Origin of the sequence: Phenylobacterium sp., from assembly GCF_046590535.1 — a bacterium.
Classification (GTDB): domain Bacteria; phylum Pseudomonadota; class Alphaproteobacteria; order Caulobacterales; family Caulobacteraceae; genus Phenylobacterium.
Genome location: NZ_JBKJTG010000233.1, coordinates 22,559 through 36,210, shown reverse-complemented (window position 1 = coordinate 36,210; position 13,652 = coordinate 22,559). Strand labels below are relative to the sequence as shown.

At 70.6% G+C, this 13,652-nt stretch carries 20 protein-coding genes; 5 read left to right on the top strand and 15 right to left on the bottom strand.

Translation table 11 applies throughout. The features are described from left to right. The 3 genes from ruvB to ruvC all read right to left on the bottom strand — a co-directional run. Window positions 1-597, bottom strand: a 597-nt coding sequence (gene ruvB, locus ACLL81_RS14215; protein ID WP_411289012.1) for a Holliday junction branch migration DNA helicase RuvB, incomplete at its 3' end; no start/stop codon positions are given. Then, the gene (gene ruvA / locus ACLL81_RS14210) at window positions 594-1,208 is read right to left on the bottom strand and encodes a Holliday junction branch migration protein RuvA (RefSeq protein WP_411289011.1); all 615 of its coding nucleotides are present in this window, start codon (window positions 1,206-1,208) and stop codon (window positions 594-596) included. The genes ruvA and ruvB, both read right to left, overlap by 4 nt. Continuing rightward, window positions 1,205-1,714: a crossover junction endodeoxyribonuclease RuvC gene (gene ruvC, locus ACLL81_RS14205; RefSeq protein ID WP_411289010.1), complete on the bottom strand. Its 510-nt coding sequence runs from the start codon at window positions 1,712-1,714 to the stop codon at window positions 1,205-1,207. Before ruvC ends, ruvA begins: the two co-directional genes overlap by 4 nt. Window positions 1,715-1,842: 128 nt before the next feature. Here ruvC and ACLL81_RS14200 point away from each other — a divergent pair, with 128 nt between their 5' ends. Beyond that, window positions 1,843-2,241 carry a host attachment family protein gene (locus ACLL81_RS14200; RefSeq protein WP_411289009.1) on the top strand — a complete coding sequence of 133 codons (399 nt, stop codon included), beginning with the start codon at window positions 1,843-1,845 and terminating at the stop codon, window positions 2,239-2,241. On the opposite strand, the gene ACLL81_RS14195 is transcribed toward ACLL81_RS14200, so the two are convergent. Beyond that, window positions 2,211-2,609, bottom strand: coding sequence for a DUF4345 family protein (locus ACLL81_RS14195; RefSeq protein ID WP_411289008.1), 399 nt, complete (start codon window positions 2,607-2,609; stop codon window positions 2,211-2,213). The two genes, ACLL81_RS14200 and ACLL81_RS14195, sit on opposite strands and share 31 nt — an antisense overlap. 85 nt (window positions 2,610-2,694) lie before the next feature. Continuing rightward, window positions 2,695-3,813 carry a hypothetical protein gene (locus ACLL81_RS14190; protein WP_411289007.1) on the bottom strand — a complete coding sequence of 373 codons (1,119 nt, stop codon included), beginning with the start codon at window positions 3,811-3,813 and terminating at the stop codon, window positions 2,695-2,697. Window positions 3,814-4,013: 200 nt separating this feature from the next. Between ACLL81_RS14190 and ACLL81_RS14185 the strand changes: the two genes are divergently transcribed. Together ACLL81_RS14185 and ACLL81_RS14180 are read left to right on the top strand one after the other, a co-directional pair. Next, window positions 4,014-4,262, top strand: a complete 249-nt coding sequence (locus ACLL81_RS14185; protein WP_411289006.1) for a type II toxin-antitoxin system ParD family antitoxin — start codon at window positions 4,014-4,016, stop codon at window positions 4,260-4,262. Beyond that, window positions 4,259-4,549 carry a type II toxin-antitoxin system RelE/ParE family toxin gene (locus ACLL81_RS14180; protein ID WP_411289005.1) on the top strand — a complete coding sequence of 97 codons (291 nt, stop codon included), beginning with the start codon at window positions 4,259-4,261 and terminating at the stop codon, window positions 4,547-4,549. Before ACLL81_RS14185 ends, ACLL81_RS14180 begins: the two co-directional genes overlap by 4 nt. Before the next feature lie 17 nt (window positions 4,550-4,566). Here the strand turns inward: ACLL81_RS14180 and ACLL81_RS14175 are convergent, their stop codons facing one another. Genes ACLL81_RS14175 through ACLL81_RS14160 form a run of 4 tightly spaced genes read right to left on the bottom strand, consistent with a single transcriptional unit; the run spans window position 4,567 to window position 6,806 of the window. Then, window positions 4,567-5,247: a spermidine synthase gene (locus ACLL81_RS14175; protein ID WP_411289004.1), complete on the bottom strand. Its 681-nt coding sequence runs from the start codon at window positions 5,245-5,247 to the stop codon at window positions 4,567-4,569. Next, window positions 5,244-5,858, bottom strand: coding sequence for a peptidylprolyl isomerase (locus ACLL81_RS14170; RefSeq protein ID WP_411289003.1), 615 nt, complete (start codon window positions 5,856-5,858; stop codon window positions 5,244-5,246). The genes ACLL81_RS14175 and ACLL81_RS14170 overlap by 4 nt, the downstream gene beginning before the upstream one ends. Before the next feature lie 47 nt (window positions 5,859-5,905). Further along, window positions 5,906-6,655 carry an EcsC family protein gene (locus ACLL81_RS14165; protein ID WP_411289002.1) on the bottom strand — a complete coding sequence of 250 codons (750 nt, stop codon included), beginning with the start codon at window positions 6,653-6,655 and terminating at the stop codon, window positions 5,906-5,908. A 7-nt stretch (window positions 6,656-6,662) separates the two neighbouring features. Beyond that, window positions 6,663-6,806 (bottom strand): hypothetical protein, encoded by a 144-nt coding sequence (locus tag ACLL81_RS14160; protein ID WP_411289001.1) that lies wholly within the window; start codon window positions 6,804-6,806, stop codon window positions 6,663-6,665. Between the two features lie 126 nt (window positions 6,807-6,932). Between ACLL81_RS14160 and ACLL81_RS14155 the strand changes: the two genes are divergently transcribed. Next, window positions 6,933-7,151: a hypothetical protein gene (locus ACLL81_RS14155; RefSeq protein ID WP_411289000.1), complete on the top strand. Its 219-nt coding sequence runs from the start codon at window positions 6,933-6,935 to the stop codon at window positions 7,149-7,151. Window positions 7,152-7,197: 46 nt separating this feature from the next. On the opposite strand, the gene ACLL81_RS14150 is transcribed toward ACLL81_RS14155, so the two are convergent. From ACLL81_RS14150 to ACLL81_RS14135, 4 genes are all read right to left on the bottom strand, one after another. Then, on the bottom strand, window positions 7,198-9,873 hold the full coding sequence (locus ACLL81_RS14150; protein ID WP_411288999.1) for a PAS domain S-box protein: 2,676 nt from the start codon (window positions 9,871-9,873) through the stop codon (window positions 7,198-7,200). A 107-nt stretch (window positions 9,874-9,980) separates the two neighbouring features. Beyond that, window positions 9,981-10,457, bottom strand: coding sequence for an SRPBCC family protein (locus tag ACLL81_RS14145; protein ID WP_411288998.1), 477 nt, complete (start codon window positions 10,455-10,457; stop codon window positions 9,981-9,983). Between the two features lie 75 nt (window positions 10,458-10,532). Beyond that, window positions 10,533-10,730 carry a hypothetical protein gene (locus ACLL81_RS14140; RefSeq protein WP_411288997.1) on the bottom strand — a complete coding sequence of 66 codons (198 nt, stop codon included), beginning with the start codon at window positions 10,728-10,730 and terminating at the stop codon, window positions 10,533-10,535. Between the two features lies 1 nt (window position 10,731). Next, window positions 10,732-11,478 carry a YebC/PmpR family DNA-binding transcriptional regulator gene (locus tag ACLL81_RS14135; RefSeq protein ID WP_411288996.1) on the bottom strand — a complete coding sequence of 249 codons (747 nt, stop codon included), beginning with the start codon at window positions 11,476-11,478 and terminating at the stop codon, window positions 10,732-10,734. A gap of 117 nt (window positions 11,479-11,595) precedes the next feature. Between ACLL81_RS14135 and ACLL81_RS14130 the strand changes: the two genes are divergently transcribed. Beyond that, window positions 11,596-11,820: a hypothetical protein gene (locus tag ACLL81_RS14130; RefSeq protein ID WP_411288995.1), complete on the top strand. Its 225-nt coding sequence runs from the start codon at window positions 11,596-11,598 to the stop codon at window positions 11,818-11,820. A gap of 4 nt (window positions 11,821-11,824) precedes the next feature. Here the strand turns inward: ACLL81_RS14130 and ACLL81_RS14125 are convergent, their stop codons facing one another. Beyond that, complete coding sequence (locus ACLL81_RS14125; RefSeq protein ID WP_411288994.1) at window positions 11,825-12,610, bottom strand: SDR family NAD(P)-dependent oxidoreductase; 786 nt, start codon at window positions 12,608-12,610, stop codon at window positions 11,825-11,827. 15 nt (window positions 12,611-12,625) lie between these two features. Then, window positions 12,626-13,591 (bottom strand): quinone oxidoreductase family protein, encoded by a 966-nt coding sequence (locus ACLL81_RS14120; RefSeq protein ID WP_411288993.1) that lies wholly within the window; start codon window positions 13,589-13,591, stop codon window positions 12,626-12,628. Between the last annotated feature and the right edge of the window lie 61 nt (window positions 13,592-13,652).

Genomic DNA, 13,652 nt, shown 5'->3' with positions numbered 1-13,652 from the left:
CTCCAGGTTCATCTTGCGAGCCGCCTGGGTCAGCACCTTCTGCAGCTCGGCGTGGGTGTAGAACTCCAGCCGCAGGGGGATGCCGAAACGGTCCCGCAGGGGGGTGGCCAGGAGGCCCGCCCGGGTGGTGGCCGCCACCAGGGTGAAGGGGGCCAGTTCGATGCGGATCGAGCGGGCGGAAGGTCCATCGCCGATGATCAGGTCGAGGACGTGGTCCTCCATGGCCGGATAGAGGATCTCCTCCACATTGGCCGCCAGCCGGTGGATCTCGTCGATGAACAGGACGTCGCGGGGTTCCAGGTTGGTGAGGATCGCCGCCAGGTCGCCGGCCTTGGCCAGCACCGGGCCGGAAGTGGCGCGGAAGTTCACCCCCAGCTCCCGGGCGACGATCTGCGCCAGCGTGGTCTTGCCCAGTCCCGGCGGGCCGAACAGCAGCACATGGTCCAGGGCCTCGGCCCGGGCCTTGGCGGCCTCGATGAACACCCTAAGGTTGCCCTTGGCCTGGGCCTGGCCGACGAACTCGTCCAGGGTCTGCGGGCGCATGGCCCTGTCCGGCGCCTCGAAGGCGGCGGGCTCGCCGGAAACCAGCCGGGTCACCGGCCGAACTCCTGCAGGCCGGCCTTGATCAGGGCCTGCGGCTCTGCCGCTTCACCCAGGCGCAACGCCGCCTGCTCGATCACCCGGCGGGCGGCGGGCTCGGCGATGCCCAGGCCCATCAGCGCGGCCACGGCCTCGCCGGCGGCGGAGATCTTGTGCGGCTGGGAGGGCGAAATCTGTCCGTGGAAGGCGGCCACCGGGCCGTCGGTGATCGGCTTGTCCTTCAGCTCCGTGACGATACGCTGGGCGAGCTTGGGGCCGACCCCCTGGGCGCGCGCCACGGAAGCCTTGTCGTCCCGCGCCACCGCGCCGGCCAGCTCCGCCGGAGGCAGCACGTCCAGCACCGACAGCGCCGCCTTCGGCCCGACCCCCTGGATGGTCCGTAGAAGGACGAACGCCCGGCGCTCCTCGCGCACCAGGAAGCCGTAGAGGGTCATGCCGGTCTGCTCGCCCCACTGGCTCTCCACCTGCAGCACGGTCTCGTCGCCCACCGCCGGCAGGCGCGACAGGGTGCGGCTTCCGCAGCGGACCACATAGCCCACCCCGCCCACGTCGATCAGCGCCTCCTCCTCGCCTACCTCGGCGACCACGCCGCGCAGCCGGCCGATCATGCGGCGGCTCCCAGGATTCGGGCCTTGCGGGCGTGGGCATGGGCGATGGCCACGGCCAGGGCGTCGGCGGCGTCGGCGGTGGTGGGCCCTGCCGTCGGCAACAGCCGCGCGATCATCCAGCCCACCTGGGCCTTGTCAGCCGACCCGGTGCCGACCACGGATTTCTTGACCACGGTGGCGGCGTACTCGGCCACCGGCAGGCCGGCCCGGGCGGGGGCCACCAGGCAGCAGGCCCGGGCGTGGCCCAGCTTCAGCGCCGAGGCCGCATTGTTGTTCATGAAGGTCTCTTCCACCGCCGCCTCGTCCGGGGCATGCAGGGCGATCACTTGGCAGACCCCTTCGAACAGCACCAGCAGCCGCTCGGCGAAGGGCAGGGTCTCCTTGGGCGCGATGAACCCGTGGGCCACATGGGTGAGCCGCGCGCCCTCGATCGACACCACGCCCCAGCCGGTGCGGCGCAGGCCCGGGTCGAGGCCCAGGATGCGGATGGGGCGAATCGCGTTCATCGTCTGTTCCGTGAAAGGGATACAGGACGTCGGAAGGGTTTACGAGCCGTTAGGGACGCGCTGCCGGCCTCCCAGGCAACTCCCCCACCGCCCGACCGTTAGCAGGCCTCATGGACGGAGATACTGCGATGATACTTCCCAAAGGCGCCGTGGTGGCCGTGGTCGATGGCGAGCGGCTGGTGATGTTCCGAAACACCGGTGACGGCGAGCCGCAACTCTCGGCGATCCCGACCCCGGCGGTGGATGACGCCGGCTCAGGCTCTGGCGGCCACCGCTCCAGCGCCGCCAATCCCGACAATGACACCCAGGCCGAAGACGGCTTCGCCCACGGCGTCGCCGACGTGCTGAACCGCTGGGCGCTGTCCGGCAAGCTGGACGAACTGGTGGTGGTCGCCGCGCCCAAGACCCTGGGCGAGCTGCGCAAGAACTGGCACAAGGAGCTTCAAGCCAAGCTGATCGGCGAGATCGACAAGGACCTCACCGGCCAGTCCGGCGATCAGATCGCGGCGGCTATCGCCAGGGCCTGATCCGGCTCTGGCGCCCGCAAAGCCAGGGCCGCCGCCTCCACCCGCCGCTGCACCCGCTCGCGCCAGAACGCGATCGCCGGGGTGACGCAAAGCTCCATGGTCAGCGGGAAGACCGCGTCGGTGTCGAAGGCCGGCTCGGTGAACGCGCCGGCCAGCCGGGCCAGGCCGCCGGTGACCACGATGATCGCCAGCGCGCGGATCACGGCGCCGCGCCGCTCTAGGGTGGGGATCGCCCACCAGAAGGTCAGGCCGATGCCCAGCAGCAGTCCGGAGAGGTAGCGTAGCTGGCCATTGGCGCCGCCGTCGATGCCGCCCAGCGCGCCCGCCAGGCCGGCGCCCACCGGGACCAGCCCGGCGACAGCGATCACCAGCTGCAGCGCGCGACGCTCCGCCGCGGCGCAGACGCCGGCTCTGCGGGATCGCGACGGCGCCGCCCGGAGTTCGCGGCTGGACCTAGTTGGCGCCACCCGCGCCGCCCTTGGCCGCGGCGGGCTTGCCGGGTTCGGCGGCCTTGGCCTTGGCGGCGTTGGCCTCTTCCACGCGGGCCCCGCCCAGGATGCCCGGCAGGGCATAGTTGCCCTCATGGCAGGCGTATTCGTAGATCACGCCCTCCAGCGGCGCGAACTCGTACTCGCCGCCCCAGGGCTTGTCCCACAGGGTCGGGTCGTCGAGGCTGAACTGGTAGCGGACCCGGTCCTTGCCGACCCGGGTGAAGCGCTCGGTGACCTTCAGGTCCTTCCACGAGCCCATGAACGCCTGGCGCTGCGGGATGTTGGTGGTCTCCACCACCATGGTGTCGCCCTCCCAGCGGCCGATGGAATCGCCGAAATAGGGGCGCTGGCCGTCCGTGCGGTGCGTCGAGTTCAGCCGCACGATCCGCAGGTCGTGGTTCATCTCCACCTCGATGATGAAGGCGTCGGCTGTCTGCACGAAGCGGTAGTTGTTGTTGTAGAAGCCGTTGGGGAACATCGGCGGGCCGGCGTTGCGGCCGAACCCGATGATGCATCGCTCGCCCAGCGAGCGGCTTTCCGGATTGTCGAACGACCCGCCGCGGCCACCGCCGCCGAAGCCCTGGGGCGCCGGGGCGCCGGCCTTGCGCGGCGGGGGCTGGCCATTGGCGGTGGTGGTGATCATCGAGGTGCGCGGCTCGCCGCCCACCCGCATCACGTGGCCGCCGGGATCGAGCCAGCCGCGGTTGTAGCCGCCCACGTCGCCGCCGGCGGCGGCGAACTCGGGCCGCACATTGGCGGTGGAGCGGGGCGGGGCCTCGGCCGGGGCGTTCGGGTCGGTGGGGGTGTTGCCCTCCTCCACCTCGGCGACTACGGCGGCCTCAAGCTTGGCGACTTCCTCCGGCGTGTGGACCGCGCGGGTCCCGAAGGCGGCGGGCCGGGCCATCGGCGTCAGCGTCGAGTTCGACCAGTAGCCTGAAAGGTCCGGCTGGCCGAAGGCGTTGCGCGGCGCCTTGAAGGCCGCGGCGGGCTTGGTCTGGGCGGCGGCCTCGAGCGGCGCGAACACCGCGACCGGCGCGGCGCAGAGGGCGGTGGAAAGGGCAAGAATGGCGCAGCGGTTCACGGCGGGCTCCGAGGTAAATCTCGCCGCGACCGAGGCGGCGTCCATACCGAGTTTACGATTCGCGCGGGCTTAGGGCAACGCCCGCGCCGCGCATCTGTGACCGGCGATCATGTCGCAGATGTTTCAGCTGCCGGCCGGCGGCTTGGGTGACGCCGTGAGCCGTGATATACCAATCCTTGGTAGCGGGAAGGTTGAGCGCCATGAAGAACACCTCGATCAGCCTGGGCGATCACTTCGTATCGTTCATGCGGACGCAGGTCCGTGAGGGCAGATACAGCTCCACAAGCGATGTCGTTCGCGCCGGACTTCGGTTGCTTGAGGAGCGCGAGGCCAAGCTCGCCGCGTTGCGCCAGGCCCTGATCGAGGGTGAGGAGAGCGGCGTGTCGGAACCGTTCGACTTTGACGGTTTCATCGCCGGGAAGCGTGCCTCGGCTCTTCCTCGCGAATGACCGGTTGGGTCCTGGCGCCCCGCGCCCGAGCCGATATCGAGTCGATCTGGACGTACACGGTCGAGCGCTGGGGGTTGGATCAAGCCGAGCGCTATGTCCGGGACCTCCAGGTGGCCATCGAGGGCATCGCCAGGGACCCGCAGCGTGGCGCGCCCAGCGATGATATCCGGGCGGGATATCGCCGCCTGCGCTGCGGCGCGCATGTGCTGTTCTACCGGCCCGCCGAACCGGGCGTCGAGATCGTTCGCATCCTGCACGAGAGCATGGACGTGGACCGGCATCTCTAAGCGACGAAGGCTGCGGCTCAGTTGCGCGCCTCCGCCGTCCCCATCCAGATCACGTGACGCGCGCCGCGGGTCCCGCGGGCGCGCACCGGGTGCTCCTCCACGGCGAACCCGGCCTTGCCCAGGCGTTGGGTGAAGGCCCGGTCGGGGGCGGAGGACCAGACGGCCAGGACCCCGCCGGGCCGCAGCGCGCGCCGGGCCGCGTGCAGGCCCTCCAGGGTGTAGAGTCCGTCGTTGGCCGCCCGGCTAAGGCCCTGCGGCCCGTTGTCCACGTCCAGCGCGATGGCGTCCCAGGCCGCGCGGCCCTCGCGGATCAGGCCGGCCACATCGGTCTCGCGCAGGGTCACCCGCGGATCGGCGAGGCTGCCTGCGAAGATCTCCGCCATGGGGCCGCGGGCCCAGGCGGCCACGGCGGGGACCAGCTCGGCGACGGTGACCCGGCCCTGGTCGGGGAGGTCGGCCAGGGCGGCGCGCAAAGTGAAGCCCATGCCCAGGCCGCCGATCAGGATGTGCGGCGAGGGGCGGTCGCCGATCCGGGCGCAGGCCAGGCTGGCCAGGGCCTCCTCCGACCCGCTCAGGCGGCTGTTCATCAGCTCGATGGACCCCGACATGATCGAGTATTCGGCCCCGCGCCGCATCAGCCGCAGCTCACCGCCGCCGCCCGGCATGGTCGCCGTGTCGAGCTGCACCCAGGGGATCAAGAGGCGCGCCGGGCGGTGAGGATGCGCACCGGCCTGACCAGCATCTCGCCCTTCATGGAGCCCTCGCCGGCGGTGGGGCTGACCGGCTGGACGAGGATCTGCTTGATGACCTCCATGCCCTCGACCACCTGGCCAAAGGCGGCGAAGCCCGCGGACTTCGGGTCCTTGGGGTCGGCGTCCAGATAGGCCTGGTCGCCCAGGCAGATGAACCAGTCGGCCTGGGCCGAGCCCGGGGCGTGGCGGCCCATGGAGATGGTCCCGTCCTTGTGGGTCAGGCCGGTCTTGCGGGTGCTCTCGTGGGCGATCGGCGCCAGCACCTTCTTGGGGTCGTTCTGCAGGCCCCCCTGGACCAGGCCGTAGTCGTTGGCGGTGGAGCCCGGCGGCCGTGAGGCCCGGTAGAAGGCCGCGCCGTCATAGAGCTTGCGGTCCACGTAGCGCAGGTAGTTGGCGGTGCTGACCGGCGCGCTCGGCGCAAGCTCGATCACCACGACGCCTAGAGCCGTGGTCAGGGCCACGCGGACGGGGGGCTTGGGCGCAGGGTCCTGGGCGAAGGCGGGCCCGGCGGCGGCGAGGGCGGCTGCGGTGGCGATGATCTGGCGGCGGTTGTGCATGGGCGCAGAGTAGCTGGGGCGGGCGCCTTGGCGAAGGCCCCTTCGGCCTACCTCTGCGCCGCCAGCCAGCGCATGCGGTAGCCGTTCATGGCGGTCTCGCCCAGGCGGTCGAGCAGGCGGAAATTGACGAAGGCGCCGATCGGCGCGCCCACCACCGGGATCAGCTGAGCCATCTTCGCCAGGTCGATGTAGTCGCGGTACTCCTGCTGGAAGGTGCGCCAGTCGAAGGCCTCGAAGCTCTCCGGATGATCGCGCGCGTCCCAGTCCTCGATCCCATGGAACACATCGGCCCTGCGCCCTGCGCTGGAAAACGCCAGCTGGAACAGGTGCAGCAGGTAGAGCCGCTCGGCGAAGGCCTCACCCGGCTTGCCGTAGATGGCGGCCAGGTCGAACAGGAGCTTGATCTTGATGGCGATCAGCGCCGGAAAGTCGGCCAGCGCCAGAAGGAAGCCGCCGGCGCCGGCCACGCCGCCCTCCACCGCCGCGGTGGCCTTGTAGTCGGCGATGGCCTTCAGCGCCCGCTGGTCGCGCTCCTTCAAAGGCGCGTCCAGCAGCGGGTCGGCGGTGACCATATCGGCGCCGGTGAGGATCGTGCGGGTCATCCGCTCGATGACGCCGGTGACCACCGCGTGGACCTTCTCGGGGATGGCGCGGTTGATCCGCTGCTGCACCCCGCGGGCGGCCTGGGCCAGGGGTCCGGCGGGTTTCAGCACGCCCTGGCGCCAGTGGGCCACTTCGCGCGCCGCCCAGGCCTCATAGGCCGCGTCGGGTTCGCCAAACGGCGGCGTGGCGGCCATCAGTGGCCTAGATGAACTGCTGCACGAGCCACATGACCGCCGCGGTCACGATCCCGCCGGTCAGGGCTCCGCGCACGAAGGCGCCGTTGCGGTCCCACCAGATCCGGCGCGCGCGCATGCGCTGGGCCCGGTCGATCTTGCGTCGCTGCATGGCTGGAAAGTCCCCCCGCCGCACCGCTTAGCGCAACAGCGCCGGGGGGGCCAGCCGCGGAACTGGCGCGCCGCTGCGGGATTGCGGGAGGGCCAAACAGACTTCACCGCACGGAGGCGCATCCCGATGAACCCTGGAACCCTGGTCGCGGCCCTGGCCGCGCTGCTGACGGCGGGCGCCTGCGCCACCCAACAGGGGCCGGCGAAGTCGCAGGTCGATGCGGTGGTGGTCGACGAGGAATCGCGCCAGGCGGCGGCGGGCGCGGCGCGCGCTGGCGCGACCCCGGCCCAGGCGCTGGAGGCCGGCAAGGCCGCCGCCACGGGAGAGCCGGCGAGCCCCAGGTAGCGGCGATTCTTTTCCTTGGCGGGTTGATCGGCGGCCCCAGGCCCCCTCAGTCGGCCGGCGCGGCGAGGGCGAAGCTGGTGGGGGTGAGGCACTCCAATCGGGTCTCGATGGTGCAGATGGCGCCCTGCGGCGGGTAGGCCAGCACCACGCGCCCGTTCAGCTCGACGGCCAGGCCGCGTTCGATGAGGCGGGTCCCGAAGCCTGTGCGGGTGGGCGGTCGGACGGGCGGCCCGCCGGTCTCGCGCCAGACGATCCGCAGCATCGCCCCCCCGGAGGCGTCCACCACTTCCCACGCCAGCGACACCTGACCCTCGGGCGTCGACAGGGCGCCGTACTTGGCGGCGTTGGTGGCCAGCTCATGCAGCGCCAGCGCCACGGCGATGGCGGTCTTGGGAGGCAAGCGCACGGACGGCCCGGCGGTCGAGAACCGGCCGTCGCCCGCGCTGGCCTGGAAGGGAACCGCCGCCTGGGCTGCGATCTCGCCCAGGTCCGCGCCCGCCCACTGCTCATCGGTGAGCACGTTGTGCGCCTCGCTGAGCGCCATCAGCCGGGCGGTCAGGGTGTCGCGGACGGCCGCGGGAATCTCACCGCCGCGCACCGTCTGGGCGGTGATCGACTGGACGATGGCCAGGGTGTTCTTCACCCGGTGGTTCAGTTCGTTGACCATCAGCCGCAGGTGCTCCTGGCTCTGCTGCTGTTCGCTGACGTCCACGTTGGCGCCGAACCAGCGGAGGATCCGGCCGTCGTCGTCGCGCAGGGGCACCACCCGGGTCAGGAACGGCCGGAACACCCCGTCCACGCCCTTCAGCGGGAAGGTCATCTCGAACGGCTCGCCGCTGGCCAGGGACGCGCTCCACCGCTCGACCACCAGGGGCAGTACGTCGGGGTCGTGAACGCTCTCCCAGCCCCAGCCCAGCTGATCATCGGGTGACGTGCCGGTGTATTCGTACCAGCGGGAATTGTACCAGAAGATGTCTCCCTGCGGATCGGCCATCCAGCACAGGCTGGGGATGTTGTCGGCCAGCGCCTGGAACCACTGCTTGCTCTCGCTGAGCGCCACCTCCGCCAGCTTGGCGTCGGTGACGTCGAGATTCACGCCGACGTAGCCCAGGAACGCGCCATCGTCGGCGAAGCGGGCGGCTCCGTCGCAGTTCAGCCAGCGCAGGCCCTGGGTGGGGTGGTCGATCCGCACGACGCCGTGGATGGGGCGGCGCGCCGCGGTGTCGGCCGCATACGCCGCGTCGAAGGCCTCGGCATCCTCGGGATGGACCCGTTTGCGCCAGGCCTCGGCGATCAGCGATTCCCTGTCGACGCCGAAGAAGGTCTTGTAACGCGCGTTGGCGAAGACGATCTCTCCGGCCGCGTCGCTCATCCACATCAGGGCCGGCGAGCTGTCGGCGGCGGTGCGGAACCGCGCCTCGCTCTCGCGCAGCGCCGTCTCCATCCGCTTGCGCGCGGTAATATCGGTCTGCGCCGACAGCATCCGGGTGGGTCTTCCCTCGGTGTCGCCGTCCACCCGGCCGCGGTTCAGCACCCAGCGGGTCTCGCCGGTGTCGCGCCGCACGATCCGGTACTCCCGCTCGAAGGGCCCCATCCGGGCGATGTCCTGGGCGAAGTTCGCGGCCATCCGGTCACGATCGTCGGGGTGGATACGCTCCAGCCAGGCGTCGATGTGCTCGGCCTGATAGGCGTCCGCCGCGAGGCCCTGCAGCGCCAGGTACTCGGGCGAGCGATAGACCTCGCCGCTCCGCAGGTCCCAGTCGAAGCTGCCGATGGCGCCGGCGTCCTGGATCAGCCGCAGGCGCTCGGCCATGGCCGTGGCGGTGGCCTCAGCACGCGCCCGGGCCGTGGCGTCGCTGCCGCCCACGAAGATGCCGCGCGGTCGGCCGTCGGCGCCCAGGATCGGCTGGTAGATGAAGTCGACGACCACTTTGTCGGCCGGACCGTTGGGCGTTCGACGCAGCTCCATCTCGACGCCGCGGCCGATGAACGGCTGGCCGGTGGCGAACACCTGGTCGAGCAACTCGAACAGACCCTGGCCCTCGATCTCCGGAAACGCCTGGCGCACGGGCTTGCCGACCAGTTCGCGTTGGCCGGTGAGCTGCTGGTAGGCCGCGTTGGTGATGGTGAAGACGTGATCCGGGCCTTCCAGCATGGCGATGAATACCGGCGCCTGCTCGAACAGCTCCGCGAACCGGCGGGTTTCCGCCGCCTGCGCTCGCGAGGTCAGCACCTGGGCCGTGGTTTCCGTGCAGACCACCAGTACGCCGCCCACGCCGTTGGCGGCGGCCTCGTCATCAATGGGGCTGTAGCTGTACGTCCAGTAGACCTCCTGCAGCTCACCGTGGCGGATGATCGGCACCAGGTGGTCCTCGTGCCAGGTGGCGCCTTCGCCCCGCATCACCAGGTCGATCTGCGGGCCGATGATGTCCCAGATTTCGTCCCAGGCTCCGCGGCCGTCCGCGCCCAGCATCGCCGGATGCTTCTCGGGCCCCAGCGAAGCGCGATAGGCGTCGTTGTAGAAGCAGGTGTGCCGCGGCCCCCAGAAGACGAACATGGGATGGTTGGTGGTCAGCATCAGCCTGAGCACCGTCCTCAGGCTCTGCGGCCAGGCGGCGGGCGCGCCCAGCGGCGTGGCCGCCCAGTCATGGGCGCGCATGCGCGCACCCATATCGCCGCCGCCCGCGAGAAAGGCCGCGTCCTGCGTCTCGCCGTTACTCAACTAAGCGGCCTTCCGAACACGTTGTCCCAACCCCCGCCCGCGGTCCCACCGTGAACGAGGCGACCGGGCGGCACAACTCCACAAGCGACGTGGCGGCCGTCGGAAGCCTATTTGGCCTCGGCGATGCCCTTCATGGTCTGCAGCACGCCGCCGAACATCTTGGTGCGGCGCTCCTTGTTGGCGACGCGCTCCTCGGCCTTGATCGGCTCCTGGTCGTAGAACAGGCTGTAGACGATCTTCGAGGTCTTCTTGCTGACCGGCCGGACCTCCACCGTGCCGTGATAGAAGATCGGCAGGCTGTGGTCGGCGTAGGTGTAGGACCAGGCGGTCTTGGCGACGATCACCTCGTCGATGCGGCCCGCGATCTTGCGGATCGTGCCCACATCGCCGGTCCCGGCGGTGAGCGCGCAGGTGGTCTTCATCCAGGCGCCGATGTCGCAATAGCCACCGACCTTCTTCCAGGTGACGTCGGCCGGCGCGTTGACGCTGGTTTCCTGGACGATGGACACATAGTCGGCCGCCTGGGCGGTGGAGCCTAGGGCCACGCAGAGCGCGGCGGCGGGCAGGATGGTGCGCAGCTTCATCGGATATTCCCCCAAAGGACGTTGGTTCTCGCTATTGGCCCCAAGCGTGGACCCGCGCGGCGCTCGCGCCAAGGGCTAGAGCAGCGCGGGCACGATCCAGAGCGCCGCCATCACCGCCGCCACTGCGAGCAGGATCAGCCCGGCCCGGGGCCGCGAGCCCAGAAACGACTGCGATCCGGCGGGCTTCGGCGGTGGCGCCCGGCGGGCGCGCTCGCGGGCCTTCCGGAACCGGCTCAGGTCGGTGACGCGCGGATCGGGCTTGGGCGGCTTCATGTCAGCCCGCCAGCTTCTCGAGGTCCTCGGCGGCGATGTCCTCGTTGGAATAGACCTTCTGCACATCGTCGTCGTCGTCGAGGGCTTCCAGCATCTTGAGCAGCGCGCCCGCCCCGTCTCCGCCCAGCGGGGTCAGCGCCTTGGGACGCCAGGCCACCGACGTGGACCTGGCCGCGCCCAGGGCCGATTCCAGGGCCCCGGCGACCTCCGAGAGCTGGTCGAAGGCGGTGTAGATCACGTGGCCTTCCTCGTCGGACTCCACGTCCTCGGCGCCGGCCTCGATGGCCGCCTCCATTACCGCGTCCTCGGAGCCCGCCGAGGCCGGATAGACGATCTCGCCCACCCGGTCCCACATGAACGACACCGATCCGGTCTCGCCCAGGTTGCCGCCGTTCTTGGAAAAGGTGGAGCGCACGTTGGCCGCCGCGCGGTTGCGGTTGTCGGTCAGCACCTCGACGATCACCCCGACCCCACCGGGCCCGAAGCCTTCGTAGCGGATCTCCTCATAGGTCTCGGCGTCACCGCCGGAAGCCTTCTTGATCGCCCGGTCGATGTTGTCCTTGGGCATGGATTCGCCCCGCGCATTGGCCACCGCCAGGCGCAGCCGGGCGTTCATGGTCGGGTCGGGCATGCCGGACTTGGCCGCTACGGTGATCTCCCGCGACAGCTTGGAAAACAGCTTGGATCGCGCGGAGTCCGCGCGGCCCTTGCGGTGCATGATGTTCTTGAATTTGGAATGTCCGGCCATGGTCCGTTCGGCGGGTCCTTGGAAAAAGCGGGTGTCCGGCTTCTACCCTTGGGCGTAGCCGCGCGGAACCCCTGCCATGCGCGGGGGTTAGCGGGAGGCGCCACCGGAGATTTCGCCATGACCCTGCACCTCGACGAGATCGACACCGACCAGCCTGTGGCCCCCTTGGTGCAGTGGATGGAGCGCCCGCCCTTGCGGATGGGCGCCAGCGGCGTCTCCGCCACCGCGGCCAGCGCCTTCTTCCTGGGCGCCGCCACCGCGGTGGCGACGCTGGCCCTGATGCACTGGCTGGGCCCCCGCCGCGAGGCGCCGCCCTGGCGCTGGGGCCAGACGCGGCACTGATAGATCACCGCTTGCGGCGCACCACCGGGTGGGAGGAGGAGAGCCCCCCGTCGACCACAATGGCCTGGCCGTTGACGTAGGAGCTGTCGTCTGAGGCCAGGAACAGGGCGGCGTGGGCGATCTCGTCGGCGACCCCATAGCGGGTCAGCGGGTTGAGCTGGCCGATCTTGTCCTCGTTGCCGCGGGCCCGGGCGCCGTCGAAAATGGGCTTGGTCATGCCCGTCTCGATCAGGCCGGGGCAAATGGCGTTGACCCGCACGCCGGTGCCGTAGAACTCGTTGGCGGCGGTCTGCGCCAGGCTGATGACCCCGGCCTTGGACGCCGAATAGGCCGGGCCGCCGGCGCCGGACCGCAAGCCCGCCACCGAGGCGGTGCAGATGATCGACCCGAGGCCCTTGGGGATCATCACCGCCGAGGCGTGCTTCACCGCCAGGAAGGCGCCGATCAGGTTGATCCGCAGGATCTCGCTCCAGTAGTCCGGGGTCTGCTCCTCCAGCGGCGCGAACCCGCCGGAGATGCCGGCGTTGGCCCAGACCACGTCGAGGCCGCCGTACTCGGAGACCGCGCTGGCGATGAAGCTTTGCACAAAGGCCTCGTCGCCGGCGTCGCCGGTGAGCGCGATGGCCTTGCCGCCGGCCGCGGTGACCATGCCCGCGGTGTCGGCCACCGCCTCGGCGCGGTCCACGCAGACCACGTTGGCGCCCTCTCGCGCGAACAACAGGGAGGCGGCGCGGCCGATGCCGCTGGCTGCGCCGGTGATGACGGCCGTGCGGCCCTGGAGACGTCCCATGGTGGTCCTCGTGGTCTAAGGGATCAGCAGCACCCGGCCGACGGCCTGGCGGCTTTCGATGTAGCGGTGGGCTTCGTTGGCGTCGGCCAGGGCGAACTCGCGGTCGATCAGCACCTTCAGCTCGCCGCGGGCGACCTCTTCGATCAGGCGCTGGATGTTGTTGTAGACCCGCGGGGTGGTGATCTCCGCGCCCAGGAACACGCCGGAGAGCTGGCGGTTGCCGCCCATCATCGTGCCCACGTCGACCGTCATCGGCTCGCGGCCGGCCTGGCCGACCATGGACACCCGCCCGCGGTAGGCCAGCGACAGGATCGAGGACTGCAGGGTGGGCCCGCCAACGCTGTCGACGATGACGTCGCAGCCCTTCTTGTCGGTCAGCCGCATGACCTCGGTGACTACGTCGTCGCGGGCGTAGTTGATGCCGTGGGTCAGGCCGTAGGGCTTCAGGCGCTCCAGGCGTTCGTCGGAGGAGGCGGTGGCCAGCACCATGGACGCCCCGGCCCGGGCGGCCAGCTGGATGGCCGCCACGCCGACGCCCGAGGCGCCCGCCTGCACCAGCACCACGTCGCCCTTCTGCATGCGGCCGAACTCGAACAGGCAGTCGTCGGCGGTGCCGAACGGCACCGGGATCACCGCGGCCTGCTTCACATCCATGCCGTCCGGGATCACCCAGGCGGTGCGGGCCGGCACGGCGCGCAGCTCCGCATGGCTGCCGAACCCGCCGGTGGTGACCACCTTCTGGCCGAGCTTGATCGTGGTGACCTCGGCGCCCACCTCGATGACCTCGCCGGCGGCCTGGTAGCCGACGATATGCGGCCGGGTGACCAGGGGTCCGCGGAACCGGTTCAGGGTGTCGCCGCCCTCGATGGACACCGCCTCGACGCGGATCACCACGCCCTTGGGGTGGCACTGCGGATCAGGCGCGTCCTCGTACTTCAGGACGTCGGGCCCGCCGTTCTCGTAATAGACCGCAGCCTTCATGGCGCCCTCCTGTCAAACATCTGTTTGACTGCAGCCGTGCCACGGCGGCCAGGACCGCGCA